Origin of the sequence: Mycobacterium sp. B14F4 (assembly GCF_039871645.1) — a bacterium.
Classification (GTDB): Bacteria; Actinomycetota; Actinomycetes; order Mycobacteriales; family Mycobacteriaceae; genus Mycobacterium.
Window position 1 is genome coordinate 550,642 of sequence record NZ_JBDPMF010000001.1, and the last position, 25,095, is coordinate 575,736.

Annotated in this window: 26 protein-coding genes and 2 tRNA genes; 17 read left to right on the forward strand and 11 right to left on the reverse strand. The window is 69.2% G+C overall.

All coding sequences use genetic code 11. The features are described 5' to 3' along the window. Positions 1-11 precede the first annotated feature (11 nt). The gene (locus ABGB19_RS02705; RefSeq protein WP_347684688.1) at positions 12-1,442 is read right to left on the reverse strand and encodes an NAD(P)/FAD-dependent oxidoreductase; all 1,431 of its coding nucleotides are present in this window, start codon (positions 1,440-1,442) and stop codon (positions 12-14) included. 30 nt (positions 1,443-1,472) lie between these two features. On the opposite strand from ABGB19_RS02705, the gene serA reads away from it, so the two are divergent. From serA to ABGB19_RS02720, 3 genes are read left to right on the forward strand one after another with little or no spacing between them, the layout of a single operon-like run. Beyond that, the gene (gene serA, locus ABGB19_RS02710) at positions 1,473-3,059 is read left to right on the forward strand and encodes a phosphoglycerate dehydrogenase (protein ID WP_347683708.1); all 1,587 of its coding nucleotides are present in this window, start codon (positions 1,473-1,475) and stop codon (positions 3,057-3,059) included. Beyond that, positions 3,056-4,066 carry a 3-isopropylmalate dehydrogenase gene (locus ABGB19_RS02715; RefSeq protein WP_347683710.1) on the forward strand — a complete coding sequence of 337 codons (1,011 nt, stop codon included), beginning with the start codon at positions 3,056-3,058 and terminating at the stop codon, positions 4,064-4,066. Before serA ends, ABGB19_RS02715 begins: the two co-directional genes overlap by 4 nt. After that, positions 4,059-4,658, forward strand: coding sequence for a hypothetical protein (locus ABGB19_RS02720; RefSeq protein WP_347684690.1), 600 nt, complete (start codon positions 4,059-4,061; stop codon positions 4,656-4,658). The genes ABGB19_RS02715 and ABGB19_RS02720 overlap by 8 nt, the downstream gene beginning before the upstream one ends. A gap of 12 nt (positions 4,659-4,670) precedes the next feature. Here ABGB19_RS02720 and ABGB19_RS02725 read toward each other — a convergent pair whose 3' ends face one another. Continuing rightward, positions 4,671-5,852, reverse strand: coding sequence for an MFS transporter (locus ABGB19_RS02725; protein WP_347683712.1), 1,182 nt, complete (start codon positions 5,850-5,852; stop codon positions 4,671-4,673). Positions 5,853-5,967: 115 nt separating this feature from the next. Between ABGB19_RS02725 and ABGB19_RS02730 the strand changes: the two genes are divergently transcribed. From ABGB19_RS02730 to ABGB19_RS02745, 4 genes are all read left to right on the forward strand, one after another. Then, positions 5,968-6,756 (forward strand): fumarylacetoacetate hydrolase family protein, encoded by a 789-nt coding sequence (locus ABGB19_RS02730; protein WP_347683714.1) that lies wholly within the window; start codon positions 5,968-5,970, stop codon positions 6,754-6,756. Beyond that, on the forward strand, positions 6,753-8,228 hold the full coding sequence (gltX, locus tag ABGB19_RS02735) for a glutamate--tRNA ligase (protein ID WP_347683716.1): 1,476 nt from the start codon (positions 6,753-6,755) through the stop codon (positions 8,226-8,228). The genes ABGB19_RS02730 and gltX overlap by 4 nt, the downstream gene beginning before the upstream one ends. Before the next feature lie 118 nt (positions 8,229-8,346). Beyond that, a tRNA-Gln gene (locus tag ABGB19_RS02740) sits at positions 8,347-8,421 on the forward strand. Between the two features lie 60 nt (positions 8,422-8,481). Then, a tRNA-Glu gene (locus ABGB19_RS02745) sits at positions 8,482-8,554 on the forward strand. 49 nt (positions 8,555-8,603) lie between these two features. Here the strand turns inward: ABGB19_RS02745 and ABGB19_RS02750 are convergent. Then, positions 8,604-9,305, reverse strand: a complete 702-nt coding sequence (locus tag ABGB19_RS02750) for an IclR family transcriptional regulator (protein WP_347683718.1) — start codon at positions 9,303-9,305, stop codon at positions 8,604-8,606. 38 nt (positions 9,306-9,343) lie between these two features. Between ABGB19_RS02750 and leuC the strand changes: the two genes are divergently transcribed. The 3 genes from leuC (at position 9,344) to ABGB19_RS02765 (ending at position 12,229) form a co-directional block, all read left to right on the forward strand. Beyond that, positions 9,344-10,789, forward strand: a complete 1,446-nt coding sequence (gene leuC / locus ABGB19_RS02755; RefSeq protein ID WP_347683720.1) for a 3-isopropylmalate dehydratase large subunit — start codon at positions 9,344-9,346, stop codon at positions 10,787-10,789. An 11-nt stretch (positions 10,790-10,800) separates the two neighbouring features. Then, on the forward strand, positions 10,801-11,394 hold the full coding sequence (leuD, locus tag ABGB19_RS02760) for a 3-isopropylmalate dehydratase small subunit (protein ID WP_347683722.1): 594 nt from the start codon (positions 10,801-10,803) through the stop codon (positions 11,392-11,394). 193 nt (positions 11,395-11,587) lie between these two features. Next, the gene (locus tag ABGB19_RS02765) at positions 11,588-12,229 is read left to right on the forward strand and encodes an HU family DNA-binding protein (protein ID WP_347683724.1); all 642 of its coding nucleotides are present in this window, start codon (positions 11,588-11,590) and stop codon (positions 12,227-12,229) included. Between the two features lie 52 nt (positions 12,230-12,281). Here the strand turns inward: ABGB19_RS02765 and ABGB19_RS02770 are convergent, their stop codons facing one another. From ABGB19_RS02770 to cofC, 3 genes are read right to left on the reverse strand one after another with little or no spacing between them, the layout of a single operon-like run. Continuing rightward, the gene (locus ABGB19_RS02770; protein ID WP_347683726.1) at positions 12,282-13,205 is read right to left on the reverse strand and encodes an NUDIX hydrolase; all 924 of its coding nucleotides are present in this window, start codon (positions 13,203-13,205) and stop codon (positions 12,282-12,284) included. Between the two features lie 52 nt (positions 13,206-13,257). After that, the gene (locus ABGB19_RS02775; RefSeq protein WP_347683728.1) at positions 13,258-15,447 is read right to left on the reverse strand and encodes an RNA degradosome polyphosphate kinase; all 2,190 of its coding nucleotides are present in this window, start codon (positions 15,445-15,447) and stop codon (positions 13,258-13,260) included. A gap of 53 nt (positions 15,448-15,500) precedes the next feature. Continuing rightward, a complete protein-coding gene (gene cofC, locus ABGB19_RS02780; protein ID WP_347683730.1) occupies positions 15,501-16,145 on the reverse strand; it encodes a 2-phospho-L-lactate guanylyltransferase in 645 nt (214 codons plus the stop codon). A gap of 88 nt (positions 16,146-16,233) precedes the next feature. On the opposite strand from cofC, the gene ABGB19_RS02785 reads away from it, so the two are divergent. Genes ABGB19_RS02785 through ABGB19_RS02795 form a run of 3 tightly spaced genes read left to right on the forward strand, consistent with a single transcriptional unit; the run spans position 16,234 to position 19,473 of the window. Next, a complete protein-coding gene (locus ABGB19_RS02785) occupies positions 16,234-17,214 on the forward strand; it encodes an NAD(P)H-dependent glycerol-3-phosphate dehydrogenase (protein WP_347684692.1) in 981 nt (326 codons plus the stop codon). Between the two features lie 5 nt (positions 17,215-17,219). Continuing rightward, entirely contained in the window at positions 17,220-18,323 is a 1,104-nt protein-coding gene (locus ABGB19_RS02790) for a cystathionine gamma-lyase (protein WP_347683732.1), read from the forward strand. A 25-nt stretch (positions 18,324-18,348) separates the two neighbouring features. Beyond that, entirely contained in the window at positions 18,349-19,473 is a 1,125-nt protein-coding gene (locus tag ABGB19_RS02795) for a D-alanine--D-alanine ligase family protein (protein WP_347683734.1), read from the forward strand. Between the two features lie 9 nt (positions 19,474-19,482). Here ABGB19_RS02795 and ABGB19_RS02800 read toward each other — a convergent pair whose 3' ends face one another. Beyond that, positions 19,483-20,022: a DUF3515 domain-containing protein gene (locus ABGB19_RS02800; protein ID WP_347683736.1), complete on the reverse strand. Its 540-nt coding sequence runs from the start codon at positions 20,020-20,022 to the stop codon at positions 19,483-19,485. Positions 20,023-20,031: 9 nt separating this feature from the next. Continuing rightward, the gene (locus tag ABGB19_RS02805; RefSeq protein WP_347683738.1) at positions 20,032-20,274 is read right to left on the reverse strand and encodes an Lrp/AsnC ligand binding domain-containing protein; all 243 of its coding nucleotides are present in this window, start codon (positions 20,272-20,274) and stop codon (positions 20,032-20,034) included. 101 nt (positions 20,275-20,375) lie between these two features. On the opposite strand from ABGB19_RS02805, the gene ABGB19_RS02810 reads away from it, so the two are divergent. From ABGB19_RS02810 to ABGB19_RS02820, 3 genes are read left to right on the forward strand one after another with little or no spacing between them, the layout of a single operon-like run. Beyond that, positions 20,376-21,329 (forward strand): thiamine-phosphate kinase, encoded by a 954-nt coding sequence (locus ABGB19_RS02810; protein WP_347683740.1) that lies wholly within the window; start codon positions 20,376-20,378, stop codon positions 21,327-21,329. A 15-nt stretch (positions 21,330-21,344) separates the two neighbouring features. Beyond that, complete coding sequence (locus ABGB19_RS02815; RefSeq protein WP_347683742.1) at positions 21,345-21,635, forward strand: DUF1330 domain-containing protein; 291 nt, start codon at positions 21,345-21,347, stop codon at positions 21,633-21,635. Then, the gene (locus ABGB19_RS02820; RefSeq protein ID WP_347683744.1) at positions 21,632-22,315 is read left to right on the forward strand and encodes a uracil-DNA glycosylase; all 684 of its coding nucleotides are present in this window, start codon (positions 21,632-21,634) and stop codon (positions 22,313-22,315) included. The genes ABGB19_RS02815 and ABGB19_RS02820 overlap by 4 nt, the downstream gene beginning before the upstream one ends. Positions 22,316-22,317: 2 nt before the next feature. Here ABGB19_RS02820 and ABGB19_RS02825 read toward each other — a convergent pair whose 3' ends face one another. The 3 genes from ABGB19_RS02825 to rpmB form a co-directional block, all read right to left on the reverse strand. Next, positions 22,318-22,650, reverse strand: a complete 333-nt coding sequence (locus ABGB19_RS02825) for a hypothetical protein (protein WP_347683746.1) — start codon at positions 22,648-22,650, stop codon at positions 22,318-22,320. A 61-nt stretch (positions 22,651-22,711) separates the two neighbouring features. Next, positions 22,712-22,921, reverse strand: coding sequence for a hypothetical protein (locus ABGB19_RS02830; protein ID WP_347683748.1), 210 nt, complete (start codon positions 22,919-22,921; stop codon positions 22,712-22,714). Between the two features lie 97 nt (positions 22,922-23,018). Next, on the reverse strand, positions 23,019-23,213 hold the full coding sequence (rpmB, locus tag ABGB19_RS02835) for a 50S ribosomal protein L28 (protein WP_347683750.1): 195 nt from the start codon (positions 23,211-23,213) through the stop codon (positions 23,019-23,021). Between the two features lie 244 nt (positions 23,214-23,457). Between rpmB and ABGB19_RS02840 the strand changes: the two genes are divergently transcribed. Continuing rightward, complete coding sequence (locus tag ABGB19_RS02840) at positions 23,458-25,095, forward strand: DAK2 domain-containing protein (protein WP_347683752.1); 1,638 nt, start codon at positions 23,458-23,460, stop codon at positions 25,093-25,095.

Sequence of the window (25,095 nt, forward strand, 5' to 3'; positions counted from 1 at the left end):
GCCGGTGACGATCACGGACCGAGGGCGGGCACCTCCCTGATACCGAACTCGCGACGCAGCACCGTGCGTGCGGCGAAGTACCCCGCCATCCCGTGGACCCCACCGCCGGGCGGGGTCGCCGACGAGCACAGGTAGGCCTTCGGAAGGGGCGTGCTCCACGGGTTGAGCCGGGGGGTCGGTCCGGCCAGCGCATGCAGCAGCGTATTCCCGCCGACGCCGATGTCCCCGCCGACGAGGTTCGCGTTGTGCTCGGCAAGCCGGGACGCGGGCACCGACCGTGCCGCCACCACGATGTCCCGGAACCCCGGCGCGAACCGCTCGAAGATCGTGGTCACCCGCTCTGTCTGGTCGACGGTGGAGCCGGACGGCACGTGTGCGTAGGTCCACAGCGGACGGCGGCCCGAGGCGTCGAGACGACCCGGGTCGACCAGGTGCGGCAGCGCCGCCAGCACCATCGGCCACTCGGGCTGTCTGCCACCGGCGATCTCGCGCTCGGCGTACGCCATCTGCTCGCGGGTTCCGCCCATGTGCAAGGTCGGTGCGTGCGCCAGCCTCGGGTCCGACCACGGAATCTCCTCGGACAGAACGAAATCGACCTTCGCGACGCCGGGACCGAAACGGTAGCGCCGCAGCGCCTTGGCATACCGGGACGGCACCGCGTCGCGGTAGATGTTCAGCAGCGCGGTCGGTGCGGTGTCGAAAAGTGCCACCCCCGTTGGGGGTTCGGTGACTTCGTGCCCGGTGGTGATGGTGCCCCCGTGCGCGCGCAGATCAGCCGCCAGTGCGTCGGCGATGGCTTGGCTGCCGCCGACCGGGATGGGCCAGCCGACGGTGTGCGCCAGCGTGCCGAGCATCAGCCCGCCGCCCGCCGACACCAACGACGGCATCTGCGAGATCACATGTGCGGCAACGCCGGAGAACAATGCACGGGCGTCGTCACCCGCCAGCGCGCGCCACGCGGGCGTGCCCTGTTCGAGCAGCCGCAGGCCCACCTGCACGGCCGCGATCGGGTCGGTGGGTACCGACCGCTTGTCGCCGAGCAGCAGCTTGAGCACCGCGTCGTCCCTGGCCACCAGCGGCCCGAGCAGGCGTCGCCAGGACTCGCCGTGCTGCAGTTCGGCCGCGGTGCGCTCGATGTCGTGGTAGCCGACCGCCGCCCGCGCGCCCGGCAGCGGGTTGGCATAGGAGACCTCGGGCACCGAAAGCTTCACCCCGCGGGCGGGCAGGTCGAACTCCGCGAGGAACGGGGAGGCGAGCGCCAGCGGGTGCACCGCCGAGCAGACATCGTGGGCGATGTCTGAGTACTCGGGGTCCGGCAGCGTGCGGGCCCCGCCGCCGAGCGTGGGTTGGGCCTCGACAACCTGCACCGACAGGCCGGCGCGGGCACAGATGACGGCGGCGGCCAAACCGTTGGGCCCGCTGCCGACGACGGTGACATCCACCTCGATATTCAAGCCCATTAGGCTGACCGCGTGAGCCTGCCCGTTGTTTTGATCGCCGACAAATTGGCTGAATCGACCGTCGCCGCCCTCGGTGACCAGGTGGAAGTCCGCTGGGTCGACGGGCCCGACCGGGAGAAGCTGCTGGCCGCGGTGCCGGAAGCCGATGCGCTGCTGGTGCGCTCGGCCACGACGGTCGACGCCGAAGTGCTCGCCGCGGCGCCGAAGCTCAAGATCGTGGCGCGCGCCGGTGTGGGCCTGGACAACGTCGATGTGGACGCCGCCACCGCGCGCGGTGTGCTGGTGGTCAACGCCCCGACCTCCAACATCCACAGCGCCGCCGAGCACGCGCTGGCCCTGCTGCTGGCCGCCGCCCGCGAAATTCCTGCCGCCGACGCCACGCTGCGGGCGCGCAGCTGGAAGCGCTCGTCGTTCACGGGCACCGAGATCTACGGCAAGACCGTGGGTGTGGTGGGCCTGGGACGCATCGGCCAGCTGGTCGCCCAGCGGTTGGCCGCGTTCGGCACCCACGTCGTGGCCTATGACCCCTATGTCTCGCACGCCCGCGCCGCCCAGCTCGGCATCGAGCTGCTGCCTCTCGACGAACTGCTGTGTCGCGCCGACTTCATCTCCGTGCACCTGCCCAAGACGCCGGAGACCGCAGGCCTGATCGGCAAGGAGGCACTGGCCAAGACCAAGCCCGGCGTGATCATCGTCAACGCCGCTCGCGGCGGGCTGATCGACGAGGAGGCGCTGGCCGAAGCGGTCCGCTCCGGGCATGTGCGGGCCGCGGGTATCGACGTGTTCGCCAAGGAGCCGACTACCGAGAGCCCGCTTTTCGACCTGCCGCAGGTGGTCGTGACGCCACACCTCGGGGCGTCCACCGGCGAGGCTCAGGACCGGGCGGGCACCGACGTCGCGGCGAGCGTGCGGCTGGCGCTGGCCGGTGAATTCGTGCCCGACGCCGTCAACGTCGGCGGGGGAGTCGTCGGCGAAGAGGTCGCGCCCTGGCTGGATCTCGTGCGCAAGCTCGGGCTGCTCGTCGGTGTGCTGACGACCGAACCCACCTCGACGCTGTCGGTGCGGGTCTGCGGTGAGCTGGCTTCCGAAGATGTTGCTGTACTGCGCCTTTCGGCGCTACGCGGGCTCTTCTCCACGATGACCGATCAGCAGGTGACCTTCGTCAACGCCCCCGCCCTGGCCGCCGAGCGCGGACTGCAGGCCGAGATCACCACCGCATCCGAGAGCCCGAATCACCGCAGCGTCGTCGACGTGCGGGCGGTCGCCGCCGACGGGTCGGTGACGAACGTCGCGGGCTCGCTGACCGGGCCGCAGCTGGTCGAGAAGATCGTGCAGATCAACGGGCGCAATTTCGACCTGCGCGCCGAGGGGATCAACCTGATCATTCATTACGTCGATGCGCCCGGGACGCTCGGCAAGATCGGCACGCTGCTCGGATCGGCGGGCATCAACATCCACGCCGCCCAACTCAGCGAGGACGCGGAGGGGCCGGGCGCGACGATCCTGCTGCGGCTCGACCGCGACGTGCCCGACGACGTCCGCTCCGCAATCGCTGATTCCGTGGGCGCCAAGTTGCTCGAAGTGGTGGACCTGTCGTGAAACTCGCGGTGATCGCCGGCGACGGCATCGGCCCGGAGGTCGTCGGCGAAGCCGTCAAGGTGCTCGACGCCGTGGTGCCCGGTGTGGAGAAGACGCCCTATGACCTCGGCGCGCGGCGCTACCACGCCACCGGCGAGGTGCTGCCGGAGTCGGTGCTAGACGAACTGCGCGGACACGACGCGATCCTGCTCGGCGCGATCGGCGACCCGTCGGTGCCCAGCGGTGTGCTCGAACGCGGCCTGTTGTTGCGCATCCGCTTCGAGCTCGACCACCACATCAACCTGCGGCCCGCCCGGCTGTATCCGGGGGTGCGCAGTCCGCTGGCCGGCGATCCCGAGATCGATTTCGTCGTGGTGCGCGAGGGCACCGAGGGGCCGTACACCGGCATCGGCGGAGCGATCCGGGTCGGCACCCCCCACGAAATCGCCACCGAGGTGAGCGTCAATACCGCGTTCGGTGTGCGCCGTGTGGTCGAGGACGCGTTCGCGCGTGCGCAGCAGCGCCGCAGGCACCTGACGCTGGTGCACAAGAACAACGTGCTGACGTTCGCGGGTGCGCTGTGGTGGCGCACGGTGCAAGACGTCGCCACCGATCACCCGGACGTCGAGGTCGCCTATCAGCACGTCGACGCGGCCACCATCCATCTGGTCACCGACCCGGGCCGGTTCGACGTGATCGTCACCGACAACCTGTTCGGCGACATCGTCACCGACCTGGCCGCCGCGGTGTGCGGCGGCATCGGGTTGGCCGCCAGCGGAAACATCGATGCGACGCGGACCAACCCGTCGATGTTCGAACCCGTGCACGGCAGCGCACCCGACATCGCCGGACAGGGCATCGCCGACCCCACGGCCACGATCATGTCGGTGGCGCTGCTGCTGGCTCACGTCGGCCAGGCCGATGCGGCCGCGCGGGTCGACAAGGCCGTCGAGCAGCACCTGGCCACACGGGGTGCCGAGAAACTGTCGACCACTCAGGTCGGCGACCGGATCGCGAGCTATCTCTAGTCCGTCCAAGGAGCACGGCGTCGCGACGCTCCGGCGGCAGTGCTGGCTTTTCGCCATCGGTTCGTCACTGTTCGCCGTCGCCACCCTGCCGGGGCTGCCTGCGCTCTCCGGTGCCGGAGTGGCGAACCTCCTGTGCTTCGTCGGGTCCTGGTTCTTCACCAGTGCCGGCTGGATGCAGGTGGTGCTGTCCGGTCCGGGCGTCGGATGGCTCTCCGCGGCCACGCAATTCGTCGGCACGATCCTGTTCAACCTGAGCACCGGGGCGGCGCTGTGGGCGCATGCGGTGACGCCGGAGCGACGGCTGGTGTGGGCGCCCGATGCGGCGGGATCGTCGGCGTTCCTGATCAGCGGGGTCCTCGGCGTCGTCGCCGTGTCGGCCGCGGTCGGCATCGCCGAGCTGAGATCGCGCGACTGGCAGGCGGAGTGGATCAACCTGCTCGGCTGCATCGCATTCGGGGTTTCGGCCGCCGGTGCCTACGTCAGCAGGGCGGGTGTCACCGAGGATGCGGTGCTCGCCAACCTCGGAACGTTCGTCGGGGCGCTGTGTTTTCTGGTGGCCGCCCTGTTGATTCTGCCGCGCCGCCCGTCGTGAACGGCGTGGGCGTCAGGCCGGCTCGTCGGCGGGCACGACCGGGATCGCGGCCAACGGGAACAACGCGCACACGGCGAACGCCGCGGGATAACCGGCGACGCCGATCAACGCGCCGAACAGCGGTGCGCTCGCGGCCGCGGCCAGGTGCTGGCTGGTGTTCTGGGTGCCCAGCGCGCGTCCGCTCCAGTACGGGCCGGCGATCTCGGCGATCGCGGTGAAGGCCAACCCGTTGTCGGACACGGTGATCACCGACGCGATCACCATCAGCGTGACGCTGACCGGTGAGCCCAGCCAGTCCGTCAGCGCCAGCAGCCCCATGGTGGCCGCCGCGGCCAGCGCGATCGACCGGATCGGCCGCAGCCGCTGACCCAACCGGTCGGACCAGTGCCCGGCCGCGACCCGACCGCCGGCGCCGAGCAGCTGGGCGACCGTGACGACGGTGCCTGCCGATGCCGCCGACCATCCGCGGTCGGTCATCAACCACACCAGGGTGAACGTCCACACCATCGCCTGTGGCACCACGAGAAGTACCGAGACGGCGTGGATTCGCAACAGCGTGGCCGATCCCCGGTAGGGGTTGGCCAGGTGCTCGGCGGGAGCCTCGGAGCGCGGGGGCCGCGGCGGATCGATGACCGCGACCGCGCAGACCACCGCCGACACCGCGCACACCACCGCCGGGAACAGCAACGCCGCGGACGCGCCGTGGCTTTCGGCCACCCGCGGAATCACCAACGCGCCGAACGCGACTCCAAGGGGTGTCGCGGTCTGGCGGATGCCCATCACCAGCCCGCGCTGGTCGGGTGGGAACCAGCCGACCACCAACCGGCCGCTCGCGGAATTGCTGCTGGCGGCGGCCATTCCGCCCAGCAGCAGGAAGGCGCCCACCGCGACGAGCGAGTCCACCGCCGCGGCCGCGAACGCCGCCGCGGCGATCAACACGGACCCGACGGTCAACACGAAGCGCTCACCGACCCGGTCCACCACATAGCCCCACGCGATCAGCGTGAGGACCAACCCGAAGCTGGGCATCGAGGAGAGCAGGCCCGCCGCGGCGAGGTCGAGTCCCCGGTCGGTGTGCAGGGTCGGGATGAGAAACGCTGCACCGTTGATGAACACGTTGGCGCTCGTGGTGGCCGCCAACGCGATGCCCAGCATCGACCAGCGCCGCGCGGTGCTGATCGATTCGACGCTCATCGGTTCATCGTGGCACACGCGTCTCACGATGCTGAATGTTTGTTTCATAATGTGAGACGAGCGCCGCCGCGGAGCGGCCCGCGGAGGCGAAGTCTGCGGCCACTAGGCTGACGGCATGCGCCTTGGCCGAATCGCCAGTCCCGACGGGGTCGCCTTCGTCAGCATCGAGGGCCCGACCGATGACCCGACCCAAGCGGTCGCCCGCGAGATCGCCGAGCATCCGTTCGGCAACCCGCAGTTCACCGGGCGCCAGTGGTCCCTGGCCGATGTGCGACTGCTCGCCCCGATCCTGGCCAGCAAGGTGGTGTGCGTGGGCAAGAACTACGCCGCCCACATCGCCGAAATGGGGGGCGGGACATTCGACGATCCGATCATCTTCATGAAGCCCAACACCGCGATCATTGGTCCCAACGTCCCGATCCAGTTGCCCGCCGATGCGCACCCGGTGCACTTCGAGGGCGAACTCGCCGTTGTCATCGGCCGGCCGTGCAAGGACGTTCCGGCCGCCCGCGTCGCGGAGAACATCCTCGGCTACACCATCTGCAACGACGTGTCCGCGCGCGACCAGCAACAGAAGGACGGCCAGTGGACCCGCGCCAAAGGGCATGACACCTTCTGCCCGATCGGGCCGTGGATCGTCACCGACGTCGACCCGTCGGATCTGGAGATCCGCACGGAGGTCAACGGATCGGTCAAGCAGCAGAGCCGAACCTCGATGATGGTCCACGACGTCGGCGCGATCGTCGAGTGGATCTCACGGGTGATGACGCTGCTGCCCGGAGATATCATCCTGACCGGCACCCCCGAAGGCGTCGGGCCGATCGAGGACTCCGACACGGTAGCCATCAGCATCGAGGGCATCGGTACCCTGACCAACCCTGTTGTGCGCAAGGGGAAGTCGTGACCGCGGACGTACGGGTACGGTTCTGCCCATCGCCGACCGGCACGCCGCACGTCGGCCTGATCCGCACCGCGCTGTTCAACTGGGCGTACGCTCGCCACACCGGCGGCACGTTCGTGTTCCGCATCGAGGACACCGATTCGGCGCGCGACTCCGAGGAGAGCTACCGCGCGCTGCTCGACGCGCTGCGATGGCTCGGACTGGACTGGGATGAGGGGCCCGAGGTCGGCGGACCCTACGGGCCCTACCGCCAGTCGCAGCGGCTGGACCTCTACCGCGACGTGATCACGCGATTGCTCGAGTCCGGTGACGCCTACGAATCCTTCTCCACCCCCGAGGAAGTCGAGGCCCGCCACCTCGCCGCGGGTCGCAACCCCAAACTGGGTTACGACAACTTCGACCGCACGCTGACCGACGAGCAGCGGGCGGCCTACCACGCCGAGGGCAGGTCACCCGTCGTGCGGCTCAAGATGCCCGACGACGACATCGGCTGGCGCGACCTGGTAAGGGACGAGACGACGTTCCCCGCCGGAACGGTGCCCGATTTCGCGCTGACCCGGGGCAACGGCGAGCCCTTGTACACCTTGGTCAATCCCGTCGACGACGCGCTGATGAACATCACCCACGTGCTGCGCGGGGAGGACCTACTGTCGTCGACTCCACGTCAGATCGCGCTGTACCAGGCGCTGATCCGCCTGGGGGTGGCCCAGCGCGTCCCGGAGTTCGCGCATCTGCCAAGCGTTCTGGGCGACGGCAACAAGAAGCTGTCCAAGCGCGATCCGCAGTCCAACCTCTTCATCCACCGCGAACGCGGCTTCATCCCCGAGGGCCTGCTGAACTACCTGGCCCTGCTGGGCTGGGGCATCGCCGAGGACCGCGACGTGTTCACCCTCGAGGAGATGGTCGCCGCCTTCGACGTCGCCGACGTCAACTCCAACCCCGCGCGGTTCGACCAGAAGAAGGCCGACGCGCTCAACGCCGAACATATCCGGCTGCTGACCGAGGACGACTTCACCGCCCGCCTCGCGGCGTATTTCGCCGCCCACGGCTACGAAACACGCCTCGACGACCGGCAGTTCGCCGAGGCTGCGCGACTGGTGCAGACCCGCATCGTGGTGCTGGGCGACGCGTGGGAGCTGTTGAAGTTTCTCAACGACGACGAGTTCGCCCTCGACGAGAAGTCCGCGGCGAAGGAACTGCGCGCCGACGCGGTCGCGGTGCTCGACACGGCGCTGATCGCGCTGCAGGCCATCGGGGAGTGGACCACCGACGCGATCGAGGCGGCGCTGAAGGCCGCGCTGCTCGACGACATGGGACTCAAGCCCCGCAAGGCGTTCGGGCCGATCCGCGTCGCCGCCACCGGGGCGACGGTCAGCCCGCCGCTGTTCGAATCGCTCGACTTGCTGGGCCGCGACCGCAGTCTGGACCGACTGCGTGCCGGCCGCGAGCACGCCGCCGCGGCGGCGGAGGCCTGAAAAGCAGGCTGCGAATCTTTGGTAATCTGCACGTCGGCCCGATTCCACACGCGAGGGAAACCCCCGACCGGGTGGGATCGCCGAAAAGGTCCTATGACCTGCGGTTATAGGTAGCCAATGGGGTATGGTGTAATTGGCAACACAGCTGATTCTGGTTCAGCCATTCTAGGTTCGAGTCCTGGTACCCCAGCCAATCCAGTGTGATTAGGACGTCAATCCGCCCTGAGCTATGCTGGCCATCCGGAAAGTTCTGGCCCCCGTCGTCTAGCGGCCTAGGACGCCGCCCTCTCACGGCGGTAGCGTGGGTTCGAATCCCATCGGGGGTACTTTTCTTCTTCTTCTTCTTTCTCTTCCGCGAGTTGCGTCTGCTCGCGCTCAAAGGCGACGGGTGAGTGCCTCGGCGGCCGCCAGCAGGTCTGCCGCCCACCGTGCACCGGGCCGACGGCCCATCCGGTCGATCGGTCCCGACACCGACACCGCGGCGATCACCGCGCCGCGGCCGTCGCGCACGGGAGCCGACACGCTGGCCACTCCCGGTTCCCGTTCGCCCGCGCTCTGCGCCCACCCTCGCTTGCGCACCTCGGCGAGCGTCCGGTCGGTGAACTTGGCCCCGGGCAGAACCGCCTGCTGGGTCGCCGCGTCCGCATGCGCCAGCAGCACTTTGGCCCCCGAACCGGCCGTCATCGGCAGCCTGGTGCCGACGGGCACGGTATCGCGAAGCCCGGCAGGAGGTTCCAATGCCGCCACACAGATCCGTGAGGTGCCTTCCCTGCGGTAGAGCTGGACGCTCTCACCGGTGATCTCGCGCAGCCGGGGCAACACCGCCGCGCCCGCGGCCAGCAGCGGATCGTTGACGTGTCCGGCCAGTTCGGTCAGCGCCGGGCCCAGTCGCCACCGCCCGTCGCCGTTGCGGCTCAGCAGGCGGTGGGTTTCCAGGCCCGCGGCAAGCCGGTGCGCGGTGGCCCGCGGCAGCCCGGTGCGCTCGCAGAGTTCGGCGAGCCCGCAGGGGGACTCGGCGACCGCGTGCAAAACCCCCACGGCTTTGTCGAGCACGCCGATGCCGCTATCCTGTCTCACAAGGAGATACTAACGTCCCAGATTGTGAGATAGTCAAGATGTCCACCGATCCGAGCCGCGGAGACAAGCCGCGCACCATGGCCGAGAAGGTGTGGGCCGACCACGTCGTCGTTCCCGGCGCCGGTGACGGCGCGGCGCGCGAGCCCGACCTGATCTACATCGATCTGCACCTTGTTCACGAGGTGACCAGTCCGCAGGCGTTCGACGGTCTGCGGTTGGCGGGGCGGCCGGTGCGCAGGCCGGACCTCACGATCGCCACCGAAGACCACAACGTGCCGACCGTCGACATCGACAAACCGATCGCCGACCCGGTGTCGCGGACTCAGGTGGAGACGCTGCGGCGCAACTGCGAGGAGTTCGGCATCCGGCTGCATCCGATGGGCGACGTCGAACAAGGCATCGTGCACATCATCGGGCCTCAGCTCGGGCTGACCCAGCCCGGTATGACGGTGGTGTGCGGTGACAGCCATACCTCGACGCACGGTGCCTTCGGCGCGCTGGCGATGGGCATCGGCACATCGGAGGTCGAGCACGTGCTCGCCACGCAGACACTTTCGTTGCGTCCGTTCAAGACGATGGCGGTCAACGTCGACGGCGAACTTCCGCCCGGCGTCAGCGCGAAGGACATCATCCTCGCGGTCATCGCGAAGATCGGTACCGGCGGCGGGCAGGGTCATGTCATCGAATACCGCGGCAGTGCCATCGAAGCACTGTCGATGGAGGGCCGGATGACGATCTGCAACATGAGCATCGAGGCGGGTGCGCGGGCCGGAATGGTCGCGCCCGACGAGACCACTTTTGAATTCTTGCGCGGTCGCCCGCACGCGCCCAAGGGTGCGCGGTGGGACGCGGCGGTGGCCGCGTGGAGCAGGTTGCGCACCGACGAGGGCGCCGAGTTCGACACCGAGGTGTACCTCGACGCCGCGACGTTGAGCCCGTTCGTCACGTGGGGCACCAATCCCGGCCAGGGGGTGGCGCTGTCGGGTTCGGTGCCGGATCCGGAGTTGATGTTCGACGAAGCCGAGCGTCAGGCAGCCGAGAAAGCGTTGGCGTACATGGATCTTCGGCCCGGTACCGCGATGCGTGACATTCCCGTCGACACGGTGTTCGTCGGCTCCTGCACCAACGGCCGCATCGAGGATCTGCGGGTCGTCGCCGATGTGCTGCGCGGGCGCACTGTCGCCGACGGCGTGCGGATGCTCATCGTGCCGGGTTCCATGCGGGTGCGGGCGCAGGCCGAATCCGAAGGCCTCGGCGAGATCTTCATCGCCGCCGGAGCCGAGTGGCGCCAGGCCGGCTGCTCGATGTGTCTTGGTATGAATCCAGATCAGCTGTCGCCGGGGCAGCGGTGCGCGTCGACGTCGAACCGCAACTTCGAGGGCAGGCAAGGCAAGGGCGGTCGCACCCATCTGGTGTCGCCTGCCGTCGCAGCCGCCACGGCGGTGCGCGGCACGTTGTCCTCACCCGCAGACCTGACTGCTTAGGAGGAGAAGTCATGCAGGCTTTCCATACTCACACCGGCATTGGGGTACCGCTGCGTCGCTCCAACGTCGACACCGACCAGATCATCCCCGCGGTCTATCTGAAGCGGGTCACGCGAACGGGTTTCGAGGACGGTCTGTTCGCCGCATGGCGCAACGACCCCTCGTTCGTGTTGAACCTCCCGCCGTTCGACAGGGGCTCGGTGTTGGTCGCCGGGCCGGATTTCGGCACCGGGTCCTCCCGCGAGCACGCCGTGTGGGCACTCATGGATTACGGATTCCGGGTCGTCATCTCGTCCCGTTTCGCCGACATCTTCCGGGGCAACGCGGGCAAGGCCGGGCTTCTGGCGGCCGAAATCGCGCAAGATGATGTCGAAATTTTATGGAAGCTCATTGAGCAGCAGCCGGGTCTGGAAATCACTGTGAATCTTCAAGATCGAACCGTCACTGCCGGAACGGTCATGGTGCCGTTCAGAATTGACGACTACACGGCGTGGCGACTGCTCTCCGGGCTGGACGATATAGGCCTTACGCTGCGCAAATGCGAGGAGATCGAGGCCTACGAGGCGACTCGGCCGGACTGGAAGCCGCGCACGCTGCCGGTGTGACGAAAGGCCTCGGCGGGCCGAAATCGTCGCCATTGAACCCCGTTCTCGGGGGTGCCCTCAGGAGACTAAGGGGGGCAAGAAAGTTCGCTAGTTCTGCTTGAAATTGCGCGTGGCTCTTGGAAATCAATGGGGAATGGGTTTACCGTGTCCTCTAGTCGGTCCAAAGAGGACCACTGGTATCCGGAGGTTTTGCATGAACAAAGCAGAGCTGATCGACGTACTCACGACGAAGCTGAAGACGGATCGGCGGACTGCTACCGACGCAGTGGAGAATGTCGTCGACACGATCGTGCGTGCGGTGCACAAGGGTGACAGCGTCACCATCACCGGCTTCGGCGTCTTCGAACAGCGCCGCCGCGCCGCCCGCGTCGCGCGTAACCCGCGCACCGGCGAGACCGTACGAGTCAAGCCCACCTCCGTGCCGGCCTTCCGGCCCGGTGCACAGTTCAAAGCGGTTGTCTCAGGGGCACAGCGCCTCCCGGCGGAAGGACCAGCAGTGAAGCGAGGCGCGACCGCGGGCGGCACCGCCCGCAAGGCGGTCAAGAAGGCCGCGGCCAAGAAGGCCGTCAGAAGGGCCGCGGTGAAGAAGGCCGTGAAGAAGACGGCAGCCAAGAAGGCGGTCAAGCGGACGGCAGCCAAGAAAGCCGTGAAGAAGACGGCAGCCAAAAAGGCGGTCAAGCGGACGGCAGCCAAGAAAGCCGTGAAGAAGACGGCAGCCAAGAAAGCCGTGAAGAAGGCGGCGGTGAAGAAAGCCGCGTCCAAGCGGACTGCCTCCAAGGCGACGGCCAAGAAGGCGCCGGCGCGCAAGGCGCCTGCCAAGCGCGGCCGCAAGTAGTTTCGGCATCGGACGCGCCGTGGGTCACCTCGACCCGCGGCGTATCCGTGCGCTACTCCTTGGTGGCCAGCGGGCTGCCGATGTGGTCGGCTGCCACGAGCCGGCCGTCGTGCAGCGACATCACCCAGGTGCTGCCCTTGCTGTTGCGTGACTTGTCCGGCCGCACGCCGTCGCGCTCACTCCACCAGGCGATCAGGTCGGGAATCACCTTGCCCTGCGTGCAGATCACCGGTGTGCCCCCGCTGTCCGCGATCTCCAGGAACCGCTGCCGGGCCGCCTTGCGGTCGTCGGCGTAGCCCTCCTCGGTCAGCAGCGGCTCGCTTTCGATCGTCGTCCCGAGTTCCTCGGCCAGTGGCTCGAGCGTCGATAAACACCGCACCCGGTCGGCGGCGTGAAGAGTGTCGGCGCCGAAGGCGAGCAGCACCCCGACCAGCGACTCGGCCTGTGCTCGGCCGTGCTTGTCCAGGGGGCGTAGCCGATCGTCGCCCTTGTAGCGGGACTTACTGCCCGCGGTGCCATGGCGAACGATCAGCACCGTCTTGGTGTCGACGGGGCTCTTCATGAAGCGGCGCAGGACCTTTCGATCGTGCGGGTAGCCGAGTTGGTTCATCGCCTCGCTGACGGGCATCCACTTCAGCTCGTCGACCTCGTCGTTGGGGGTGAACTCGCCGCGCACATGGCGCGCCGCCCAGTAGCGCACTTTCTTGGTGCCCTCCTCGACGGGATAGTTGACGGAGGTGAGTCGTCGGCCCAGATGCGCGGTGTACCCGGTCTCCTCGCGCACCTCGCGCACGGCGGTGACGGGTTCGGTCTCGCCCGGGTCGACCTTGCCCTTAGGTAGCGACCAATCGTCGTAGCGAGGCCGGTGAATCAGCGCGATCTCGGGAACGTCGGGATCACCGTTGGGCCGCCACAGCACCGCACCCGCGGCGAAAACGGCCTTGTCCGCCGGTTTCGGCTCGGAACTTCTCGGCACCTCTACTCCTGCAGATCATTCGGAGCGGCCACGACTGCCGTCGACGCCGTCGTCACGGTTGCCGGTGGCGATCCATCAGTGACATCTGATGGTCGCGGACCGTCTGACCTTCCTGCGGCGACGCGATCCACTTGCCGTCCATACCCAACTCCCAGCATCGGGTGGCGGGGTCCATCGCGGACTCGAACACGTCGTGCAGCTGCGACTTCAGCCTCTGGTCCTTCACCTCGGTCATGACCTCGACCCGTCGGTCGAGATTACGATGCATCATGTCGGCGCTGCCGATCCAGAACTCGTCGATGGCGCGGAAGTGAATTATCCGCGAGTGTTCGAGGAACCGGCCGAGGATCGAGCGCACGACGATGTTGTCTGAGTAGCCCGGAGCCTGGGGCCGCAGCGCGCAGATTCCGCGCACCACCACCTCTACCCGCACCCCGGCCTGCGACGCGCGGTACAGGGCGTCGATCACCTGCTCGTCCACCAAGGCGTTGGCCTTCAGCCTGATCCGGCCCTCGGCGCCGTCCCGCGTCGCGGCGATCTCGCGCTCGATGCGCTCGATGATGCCTCTCCGCACACCGTGCGGGGCGACCAGCAGGTTGCGGTAGGAGTCCTTGCGCGAGTAACCCGTCAGCGAGTTGAACAGGTCGGTGAGGTCGGCGCCGATGTCGGGAGCAGCGGTCAGCAGGCCGATGTCTTCGTACAACCGCGCGGTTTTCGGGTTGTAGTTACCAGTCCCGATGTGGCAGTAGCGGCGGATCACCGAACCTTCGCGCCGTACCACCAGGCACGTCTTGCAGTGGGTCTTGAGCCCGATGAGCCCGTACACCACGTGGACGCCGGCGCGCTCCAGGGCGCGCGCCCATTTGATGTTGGCCTGTTCGTCGAAGCGCGCCTTGATCTCGACGAGCGCCACCACCTGCTTGCCCGCCGCAGCGGCGTCGATGAGCGCGTTGACGATCGGCGAGTCACCCGACGTGCGGTACAGCGTCTGCTTGATGGCCAACACGTTCGGATCGGCGGCGGCCTGTTCGATGAAACGCTGCACCGTGGTGGAGAACGAGTCGTACGGATGGTGGACGAGCACGTCACCGTCGCGCAGGGTGGAGAAGATGCTCTTCGGGGTCTCCCGTTCGCCGAACGCCGGCGGCGTCGCGGGTACGAACGGACGGTCCTTGAGCCCGGGGCGGTCCTGGTCGTAGATCTGCCACAGCGACGACAGGTCGAGTAGGCCGGGCACCTCGATGACATCGCCGGGCGCGACGTCGAGTTCGCGCAGCAGCAGTTCGAGCATGCTCTCGGTCATGTCATCGGAGACCTCGAGGCGCACGGGCGAGCCGAAGCGGCGCCGCGCCAGTTCCCGCTCGAGCGCCTGCAGCAGGTCCTCGTCGCGGTCCTCTTCGACCTCGAAATCGGCGTTGCGCGTGATGCGGAACGCGTGATGCTCGACGATCTCGAGCCCGGGGAAGAGCACCGGCAGGAACGCGGCGATCAGTTCCTCCATCGGCAGGAACCGCACGATCTGCGAGTCGCCCTCGCGGATGGCCAGTTCGACGAACCGGTCGACGTTGTCGGGCACCTTGATCCGGGCGAAATGCTGCCCGCCGTCGTCGGGATGTTTGACGGTGATCGCCAGGTTCAGGCTCAGCCCGCTGACGAACGGGAAGGGATGGGCCGGGTCGACCGCCAGCGGCGTCAGCACCGGGAACACCTGCTCGTGGAAGTAGGTGGACAGTCGGGTGCGTTCGGCGTCGTCGAGTTCGCCCCACGTGACGATCACGATGCCCTCGTCGGCCAGTGCTGGGCGCACCGAATCTCCGAACACGTGTGCGTGCCGGTTGGCGATCTGTTGGGTGCGCTCGTTGATGCGGCGCAACTGCTCGCGCGGGGACAGCCCGTCTGCCGACCGCACAGACAGGCCCATCTCGTCGCGGCGCTTGAGACCGGCGACCCGCACCATATAGAACTCGTCGAGGTTCGACGCGAAGATCGCGAGGAACTTCGCACGCTCCAGCAGCGGCAGCGACGGGTCCGCGGCCAGCGCGAGCACGCGGGCGTTGAAGTCGAGCCAACTCAGTTCGCGGTTGAGGTAGCGATCCTCTGGCAGGGCGTTGTCGATCGCCGGCGACGTGGCCGCGGGGGGCGCCTCCGGTGCCGAATCACCGGAGTCCGTCGCCATGGGCCGGACGTTGACGGCCGCCGACTCGGTGTCGCTGTCACGAATCTGGGTTTCGGCTTCCGTCATTCTTCCGATGATCCCCTATCGGTTGGTGCTCGTGCCAGCGCACGACCAACTGTTCACCGGGTGTCCCCGATGGCTTGTGCCGTCGCGGTCCCGACGCCGAGCCGCCGGGCGAGGGCCAGATCCTCGGGTGTGTCGATGTCGCAGCGCAGCCCGGGCCACTCACCGGTCAACTCGACCGCGCCGGAATCGCGATGGTGGCGCGCGGAATCGGTGCCGAACCGCGGGTCGAGCGGGACCCCGAAGGCCAGCAGCGCCGAGGTGCCCGTGCCGTGCCGGTCACCGACGAAGCTGCGTGGATGCGCCCGCGCGGCTCCGATCGCCGCCGCCAGCTCCCGCGACTGTAGGGCCGGCAGATCTCCCTGCAGCACAACGATGTTCGGCGTCTCGCTGCGAACCTCGGCCTCTGCGGCGGCGATCGCGTTGTTCAACGGATCGCGGTGGCCGTCGGGCGTCGGATCGGAAAGCACCCTGGCGCCGAGCCCGGCGGCGGCATCGGCGGCCGCCCCGTCCGGGGTGACGACGGTGATCGCGTGCAGGGCCTCGACCGCGGCGGCGGCGGTGATGGTGTCGAGCAACATCGCCAGCACCACCTTCTCGCGGTCTGCCGAGGAGAACACGGGCGCCAGCCGGGTCTTGGCCGCGGCGAGTCGTTTGACGGCGATCACCAGCCCGATGTCGGCTCCGCCTGACCCGCTCATGATCGTCATCCTGTCCTCTCGCTCCTCACGCGCAGTCTGCCAGCCGAGCGACTCACGCTAGGGTTGAGGCGTGGTCAAGGCGGCGGTGATGGGAGCCGGTGCGTGGGGTACGGCGCTGGCGAAGATCCTGGCCGACGCGGGCAACGAGGTCACGCTGTGGGCTCGTCGTCGCGAACTGGCCGACGAGATCAACGACACACGCCGCAACTCCGGGTATCTCGGCGACACCGAGCTGCCGAAGTCCGTCCGCGCCACCAGTGATGCGGCCGAGGCCCTGGCCGGCGCCTGCACGGTGCTGCTGGCGGTCCCGGCGCAGACGCTGCGGACCAACCTCGAACAGTGGTCGGCGTCCCTCGGCGACGACGTCACGCTGGTGAGCCTGGCCAAAGGCATCGAACTCGACACGCTGATGCGGATGAGCCAGGTGGTCGTGCAAGTCACCGGCGCCGATCCGGGGCGGGTGGCGGTGGTCACCGGCCCGAACCTGGCCAGTGAGATCGTCGAGGAACAGCCGGCCGCCACCGTTGTCGCCTGCACCGACTCCGGCCGCGCCGTCGCCCTGCAGCGGGCATTGTCGACCGGGTACTTCCGGCCCTACACCAACGCCGACGTCATCGGCGCGGAGGTGGGTGGCGCCTGCAAGAACGTCATCGCGCTGGCCTCGGGGATGGCCGCCGGGGTCGGGCTGGGGGAGAACACCGCGGCCGCGATCATCACCCGCGGGCTGGCCGAGGTGATGCGGCTGGGAATTGCCTTGGGCGCCAAGCCGGCCACGCTTGCCGGCCTGGCGGGCGTCGGCGATCTGATCGCGACATGCACCTCGCCGCATTCGCGCAACCGCGCCTTCGGCGAACGACTCGGCAAGGGCGGCACCATGGAATCGGCGATGCTTGCGGCGGGCGGACACGTCGCCGAGGGCGTCGCGTCGTGCCAGGCGGTGCAGGCGCTGGCGGACAGTTACGACGTCGAAATGCCGCTCACCGACGCGGTAGTGCGCGTGTGCCACAAGGGCCTTTCGGTCGACGAGGCGGTCGCGCTGTTGCTCGGGCGCAGCACCAAGCCGGAGTAGGGACCGTGGACGGTCAGTACGGCGATTCCACCCGCAGCGTCAACGCCGTTGGCGCAGAACCGGTTCCGGGTGAGCCGGTCGCTTCGTCCCCGGTTCCGGCGGCCACCTACCATCTGTCGCCCGACGACACGGACTCGCTGGACAGCTACGGGCGCAGTTCCAACCCGACGTGGCGCCGACTCGAGTCGGCGCTGGCCGTACTCGAGGGCGCCGCGGCGGCGCTGGCATTCGGGTCGGGCATGGCCGCCGTCACATCGGTGCTGCGGGTGCTCGCCAAGCCGGGAGCCAAGTTGGTGGTGCCCGCCGACGGTTATTACCAGATTCGGCAGTACGCCATGGAATACCTTGCACCCCAAGGCGTAACAATTGTCACAGCCGCCAGTCACGAGATGTGTGCCGCGTCGGTGGACGCCGACGTGGTGCTGGCCGAAAGCCCGGCCAACCCCCGCCTCGACGTGGTCGACCTGCATCGGCTCGCCATGCAGTGCCGCGGCCGCGGCGCCACCCTGGTCGTCGACAACACCACCGCCACCCCGTTGGGTCAGCAGCCGTTGTCGCTGGGCGCCGACCTCGTCGTGGCGAGCGCTACCAAGGCGCTGTCCGGGCACAGCGACGTCCTCGCGGGATATGTGGCGGGCAGTCATCCCGACCTGATGGCGGCCGTGGCCCGCGAGCGACTGCTCGCGGGCGCGATCCTCGGTGCGTTCGAGGCGTGGCTGGTGCTGCGCAGCCTGGGCACCGTGGGACTGCGCTTCGAACGGCAGTGCCACAACGCCGCCGCGCTCGCGGTGGCGCTGCAGACCCACCCTGCGGTGCGGTCGGTGCGCTATCCCGGGCTGCCCGACGACCCGTCGTACGGCATCGCCCGCGCGCAGATGAAGCGCTTCGGCGGCCTGGTCGCCGTCGAGCTCGCGGACGCGGCCGCCGTGAACGCCCTGGTGGAGCGCAGCGCCCTGCTCATCTCGTCGACGAGTTTCGGGGGTATCCACAGTTCGGTGGACCGTCGGGCCCGCTGGGGCGACCCGGTCAGCGACGGCTTCGCCCGCATCTCGCTGGGCATCGAGGACACCGACGACCTGGTCGCCGACATCGAGCAAGCGCTCGGGTAGCCCAGGACGGTAGCCTCTCAAGATTGTGACCGCCCGCTCTGACTCCGGCCCGGGTCGCGTCCGGGTCGCCGTCGTCTACGGCGGACGCAGCTCGGAACACGCGATCTCGTGTGTTTCTGCTGGCAGCATCCTGCGCAACCTCGATCCGCGGCGGTTCGACGTCGTCGCGGTCGGCATCACGCCCGACGGCTCCTGGATGCTGACCAACGCCCAGCCCGACACCTTGGCGATCACCGACGGTCGGCTACCGGAGGTGACCCCGGCGTCGGGCACCGAGCTGGCGCTGGCCGCCGACCCGACCCGTGGTGGTCAGCTGTTCTCGCTCGGCCAGGGCGCCGGGGAACTGCTGGCAGCCGTGGACGTGGTGTTTCCCGTGCTGCACGGTCCGTACGGCGAGGACGGCACCATCCAGGGCCTGCTCGAACTCGCGGGTGTGCCCTACGTCGGGGCCGGGGTGCTGGCCAGCGCGGCCGGGATGGACAAGGAGTTCACCAAGAAGCTGCTGGCCGTCGACGGGTTGCCGATCGGCGATCACGAGGTGCTGCGCCCACGCCAGGACACGGTGGACCTCGAAGCACGCGAACGCCTCGGGCTGCCGGTGTTCGTCAAACCCGCCCGCGGCGGATCGTCGATCGGCGTCAGCAGGGTCACCGCGTGGGATCAGCTGCCGATGGCGATCGATCAGGCCCGCCGCCACGATCCCAAGGTGATCGTCGAGGCCGCGGTGCCGGGCCGCGAACTCGAGTGCGGTGTGCTCGAGTTCCCCGACGGCAGAGTCGAGGCCAGCACGGTCGGTGAGATCCGGGTCGCGGGCGTGCGCGGGCGCGAGGACGGGTTCTACGACTTCACGACGAAGTACCTCGAGGACGCCGCCGAACTCGACGTGCCAGCCAAGGTCGACGACGACGTCGCGGACACCGTGCGCCGCTTGGCGATTCGCGCGTTCAACGCGATCGACTGCCAGGGTCTGGCCCGCGTCGACTTCTTCCTTACCGACGACGGGCCGGTGATCAACGAGATCAACACGATGCCCGGCTTCACCACGATCTCGATGTACCCGCGGATGTGGGCGGCCAGCGGCGTGGACTACCCGACCCTGCTCGCCACGATGGTCGAGACCGCGCTCGAACGCGGCACCGGCTTGCGGTAGCCGGGCGGCTCAGTTCACCGGCGCGGGATCGGGCGGCCTGGCCGGCAACGACGTCGCGATCGCCGCGGAGACCTGCTGAATGGGTGTGGGCCCGGAATCCTGCGGCAGGGTCAGCGCGACGTACACCGGGCGGTCGACCGCGTACCAGGTGCTGCGGGTGCCGCCGCCGTCGGCGACCCGGAACCACTGCACGTCGTCGACCGCTTGCAGGGGGGCGCCGACGACGAACTCGGCGGGCCGGTCCAGCCCGCAGCGCAGGATGATCGGTTCGTCGCCATCGCCGGCCCGCCACGCCGCGGCCCCCGCGGGTGCGGGGTCGAGCAGCGGGGCGCGCGGAACGTCACCGAGATCGGCGGGCAGCGCGGCGGTCAGGCCTTCGCACTCGGCGCTGGTGGCCTTCGGGGCGGGCACCGCAGCGATCGGTACCGGTTGGGTGCCCGGTCGCCGCAGCACCGCGACCACCAGGACCGCGATCAGCGCGCCGACCGCCACCACGATCGCCGCGATCAGCAGCGCCCGCGGTGGGCCGTCGCCGGTCTCGGACTGCACGGGTCAACTCTAGGGATGCGCTCCATGGGCGATCGGGCAGGTCAGCGTGCGCGTGATACCGCTGATCTGCTGCACGGTGGGCACGACGGATGCCGTCAAGTCGTCGAGAGTGTCCGCGCCGACGCGCACGACGACGTCGTAGGGACCCGTCACGTACTCGGCGGACAACACCCCGGGTAGCGCGGCGAGTTGTTTGGCGACCACCTCGGCGCGGCCCACCTCGGTCTGGATCAGCACGAAAGCCTCGACCACGCGTTGACCCTCCCTGCCACTGCATAGACTCCACGCCGCAGGGGCTTAACGTACCGCAGGTCCGGCAGGTGTTCAGGCCACGAGCGGCGACAGGAGGTGGCATGGTGACCGACGCCGAGAGCCTGGCGCAGGTCGGCGAGTTCGGTGTGATCGACCGCCTGGTGGCGGGCCGCAGGCAACCGGCCGCCGTCGTGCTGGGGCCCGGGGACGACGCGGCCGTGGTGTCTGCGGGCGACGGCAGGATCGCGGTGTCGACCGACATGCTGGTCTCGGGGCGGCATTTCCGCCTGGACTGGTCGACGCCGCACGACGTGGGCCGAAAGGCGATCGCGCAGAACGCGGCCGACATCGAGGCGATGGGTGCGCGCGCGTCCGCCTTCGTCGTCGCATTCGGCGCGCCCGCCGACACCCCTGCCGCGCAGGCCGTCGAGTTGGCCGACGGCATGTGGCAGGAGGCCCAAACGTTCGGTGCGGGGATCGTCGGCGGCGATCTGGTCAGCGCACCGCAGTGGGTGGTCTCGGTGACCGCGCTCGGCGACATGGCCGGCCGCGAGCCGGTGCGGCGCAGCGGCGCCCGGCTCGGGGACACCGTGGCCGTCGCGGGGGACCTCGGCCGATCCGCCGCGGGTTACGCGTTGTGGCACAACGATGTTCGCCAGTTCGACGATCTGCGTCGTCGTCATCTGGTGCCCGAGCCGCCGTACGGCCAGGGTCGTGTCGCGGCCGACGGGGGCGCCACCGCGATGACCGATGTGTCCGACGGCCTGCTCGCCGACCTCGGCCACATCGCCGAGGCGTCCAGTGTCCGCATCGACCTGTCGACGGCCGCGCTGTCCGGCGATCGTGACGCCGTCGCCGATGCCGCGGCCGCTCTCGGCGCCGATCCGTGGGCCTGGATCCTCGGCGGTGGCGAGGACCATGCGCTCGTCGCGACCTTCACCGGGCCGTTGCCGGCGGGGTGGCGAGCGGTCGGGCGGGTGCTCGCCGGGCCGCCGGGGGTGCTGGTCGACGGCGCGGCGTGGGAGGGCAATCCGGGCTGGCAGTCCTTCGACTAGCTAGGGTGGCCAACCGTGACCGTGTACGCCATCGCTGAACTCAGGTTCACCGACCGCGCCGCCTACGACCGCTATCAAGCCCGCTTCATGGACGTCTTCGTCCGGCACGCCGGGACGCTGCTCGCCGCCGACGAGTCACCGCAGATCCTGGAGGGCCGCTCGGATCGCCAGAAGGTGGTACTCATGTCCTTCCCCGATGAGGCGTCGTTTCGCGAGTGGGCTGAATCGCCGGAATACCAAGAGATCTCGAAGGACCGACAGGCGGGCGCCGACTCCGTGGTGATGTTGATCCAAGGGCTGACGTGACCGCGCGACCGCTGCACGAACTCGTCGAGGACGGCTGGGCACGAGCGCTGGAACCGGTGACCGACCAGGTCGCGCAGATGGGGGAGTTTCTGCGCGCGGAACTCGCCGCGGGCAACGGGTACTTGCCGGCCGGGCAGAACGTGTTGCGCGCCTTCACGTTTCCGTTGGACCGGGTGCGGGTGCTGATCGTCGGCCAGGATCCCTACCCGACGCCGGGCCATGCGGTCGGGCTGAGCTTCTCGGTGGCACCCGAGGTGCGTCCGCTGCCGCGCAGTCTGGAGAACATCTTCAGGGAGTACGGCAGCGATCTGGGTCATCCCGCACCGGCCTCCGGCGACCTCACTCCGTGGGCCGAACGCGGCGTGATGCTGCTCAACAGGGTGCTCACGGTGCGCCCGGGTAACCCGGCGTCACACCGCGGCAAGGGGTGGGAGGGTGTCACCGAGTGCGCGATCCGGGCGCTGGTCGCCAGGAAGCAGCCGTTGGTGGCGGTGCTGTGGGGCCGCGACGCGTCGACGCTCAAGCCGATGCTCGACGGCGGCGACTGTGTGGCGATCGAGTCGCCGCATCCGTCGCCGCTGTCGGCGTCGCGCGGGTTTTTCGGCTCGCGGCCGTTCAGCCGGGCCAACGAGCTGCTGGAGAAGATGGGTGCCGAGCCGATCGACTGGCGCCTGCCGTAGGGCTAGCCGACACCCGGGATCGGCGGTGGCGAGGGAATCGCCGGGGGCGACGGGATGGCCGGCGGAGACGGGACTTCGGGCACCGGAACCTCCACGGTGCCGTCGCCCTCGGTGGTCGCCGTCGGCAGTTCCGGCGACGGCGCGGTCGTGGCGGGCGCGCTGGTCTCGGCCGTCGTCTCCACAGACGTGGTGACCGAGGTCGTCGTGGTGGTGGTGGTCGTCTGCTCGCCTTCCTCGCCGCCTCCGCAGCCGGACAGCAGCCAGCCCATTGCCAGGCCGGCGGACAGGGCTGTCAGGGTGGTGCGGGTGGTTCGCGAACAGGCGCGTGAGGTCATGGATAAGTCCCTACCCGAGGGCGTGACTACCGAAACGACTGAACGCTCGCCGGGGGTGACGTCAGGGGTTGGGCGAGACGGTCACGTCGGGAATCTCGATATTCGGCGACGGGATCTCGATGGTGCCGTCGTTCTCAGAAGTCTGCGTGGTCTCGACCGTGGTCGTTTCGGTGTTCGTGCCCTCATCCTCGGCACATGCCACCAGCCATCCGGCAGCAAGGGCAGCCGAGACCGTGATCAGTACGGGTCGGAGTACCGCGGATTTCGTCATGGCCACGCCTGCTTTCCCTTCGGACCGGGCCGGATGCCCGGTCACAGGGGGCGGTACCCCGGTGCGGCGCCGCTAAACGAGCACCGCTCGGGGCGCGTCAGCCGCGGACGACCTTTCCGGCCTTGATGCACGAGGTGCACACGTTCATGCGCTGCTTGTTGCCGCCGGGGCGGGTCACGGCGCGCACGCTCTGGATGTTGGGATCCCACCGACGGCTGGTCCGGCGATGGGAGTGCGACACCGATTTACCGAAGCCGGGGGCCTTCCCGCAGATATCGCACACGGCAGCCATTTGCTCCAACTCCTCAGATCAGTCTTGGGGTGGGTCGTGCACCGCGACCGGGCGCGGCTCGACCGACAACCTGATCAGGATACCGGCAGGCGCGAGGATCGCCAAAAAGCGTCGGCCGCCGACGGGGCCGTCCACAGCCGCAACGGTCTCGACCGCGATGTCAGGTCCACTGGCTAAGCTGACGCGCACGGCGGCTTGCCGAGTGCGTGCGGCACCGGCGTCACAGTGTTGTTGGAGGTCAGGCATGTCGGCTCGACGGCTGGACGCCTCCGCATTGCGCGACTGGGCACACACCGCAGTCGGTGACTTGATCACCCACACCGACGAGATCAACCGGCTCAACGTCTTCCCGGTGGCCGATGCCGATACCGGCACGAACATGCTGTTCACCATGCGTTCAGCCTGGGCGCAGGCCGACGCCGTGTCGGGCACCGACGACGTCGCCGAGGTGGCCGCCGCGCTCGCCCGCGGGGCGCTGCAGGGCGCACGGGGCAATTCGGGCGTCATCCTGTCGCAGATTTTGCGCGGCCTCGCCGACGTCACGGCCGAGGTCGCTGCCGACCGCAGCGGAGTGCTCGCCGACGTCGACGGCGCGCTGTTCGCGGCGGTACTGCGGCACGCCGTCGGCCTCGTGGTGACGTCGATGGGCGAGGCCGTCCGGGGCACGATCGTCACCGTGCTGCAGGACGCGGCGGCGTCCGCCGAGCACGCCGCGGCCGACGCCGCCGGACTGGCCGACGTGGTGCGCGCTGCTGCCGAGGCCGCAGCCGGATCGCTGGACCGCACCACCGAGCAGCTCGACGCGCTTGCCGAGGCCGGCGTGGTAGACGCGGGCGGCCGCGGTCTGCTGGTACTTCTTGACGCGATGAGCACCACGCTGACCGGCCATTCGCCGCGCCGGCAGGAGTACGTGCCGACCCGTCCGCACAGTGAGGCGAGCCTGGCGGCGACGGCGGCGGCGCCGCAGTTCGAGGTGATGTATCTGCTGACCGGATGCGATGCGGCCGGTGTGGAGAAGCTGCGCAGCGAACTCGACCGGCTCGGCGAATCGGTGGCGATCGCGGCGGCGGCGGGCGGCGTCGGGCAGTACTCGGTTCACGTGCACGCCGATGACGCAGGTGCGGCGGTGGAGGCGGGCCTCGCCGTGGGTACGCCGAGCCGGATCCAGGTCACCGCGCTGGCGGGCACCGCGGCGACCCGGCCGGCCGGGGGATGGGCGCGGGACCGCGCCGTGCTCGCGGTCGTCGACGGCGCGGGCGCCGAGGAGCTGTTCGCCGGCGAGGGCGCACATGTGTTGCGGCTGAGCCCCGACGCGCCGGTGAGCGCCAAGCAGCTGCTGCACGCGCTGGTCACCACGGGCGCCGCGCAGGTCATGGTGCTGCCGAACGGATACGTCGCCGCCGAGGAGTTGGTCGCCGGGTGCACCGCCGCAGGCGGATGGGGCATCGACGTGGTGCCGGTGCCCGCGGTGTCGATGGTGCAGGGACTGGCCGCGCTCGCGGTGCACGACGGTGAGCGCCAGGCCGTCGACGACGGCTACACGATGGCCAGGGCGGCCGCGGCCGCGCGGCATGGTTCGGTGCGAGTGGCCGCCGAGGAGGCGCTCACCTGGGCGGGCACCTGCAATCCCGGTGACGGCCTTGGCATCTCGGGTGACGAGGTGCTGATCGTCGGCGAGGACCTGGTCGCCGCGGCCGCCGGGCTGATCGACCTGCTCCTGGCCGCGGGTGGGGAACTGGTGACGGTGCTGACCGGCGCCGGGGTCGACGAGTCCGTCGCGGCGGCCCTGCAAGACCACGTGCACCGGAGGCACCTGGGCACCGAGTTGGTGACGTATCACACCGGACACCGCGGTGATTCGCTGCTGATCGGGGTGGAGTAG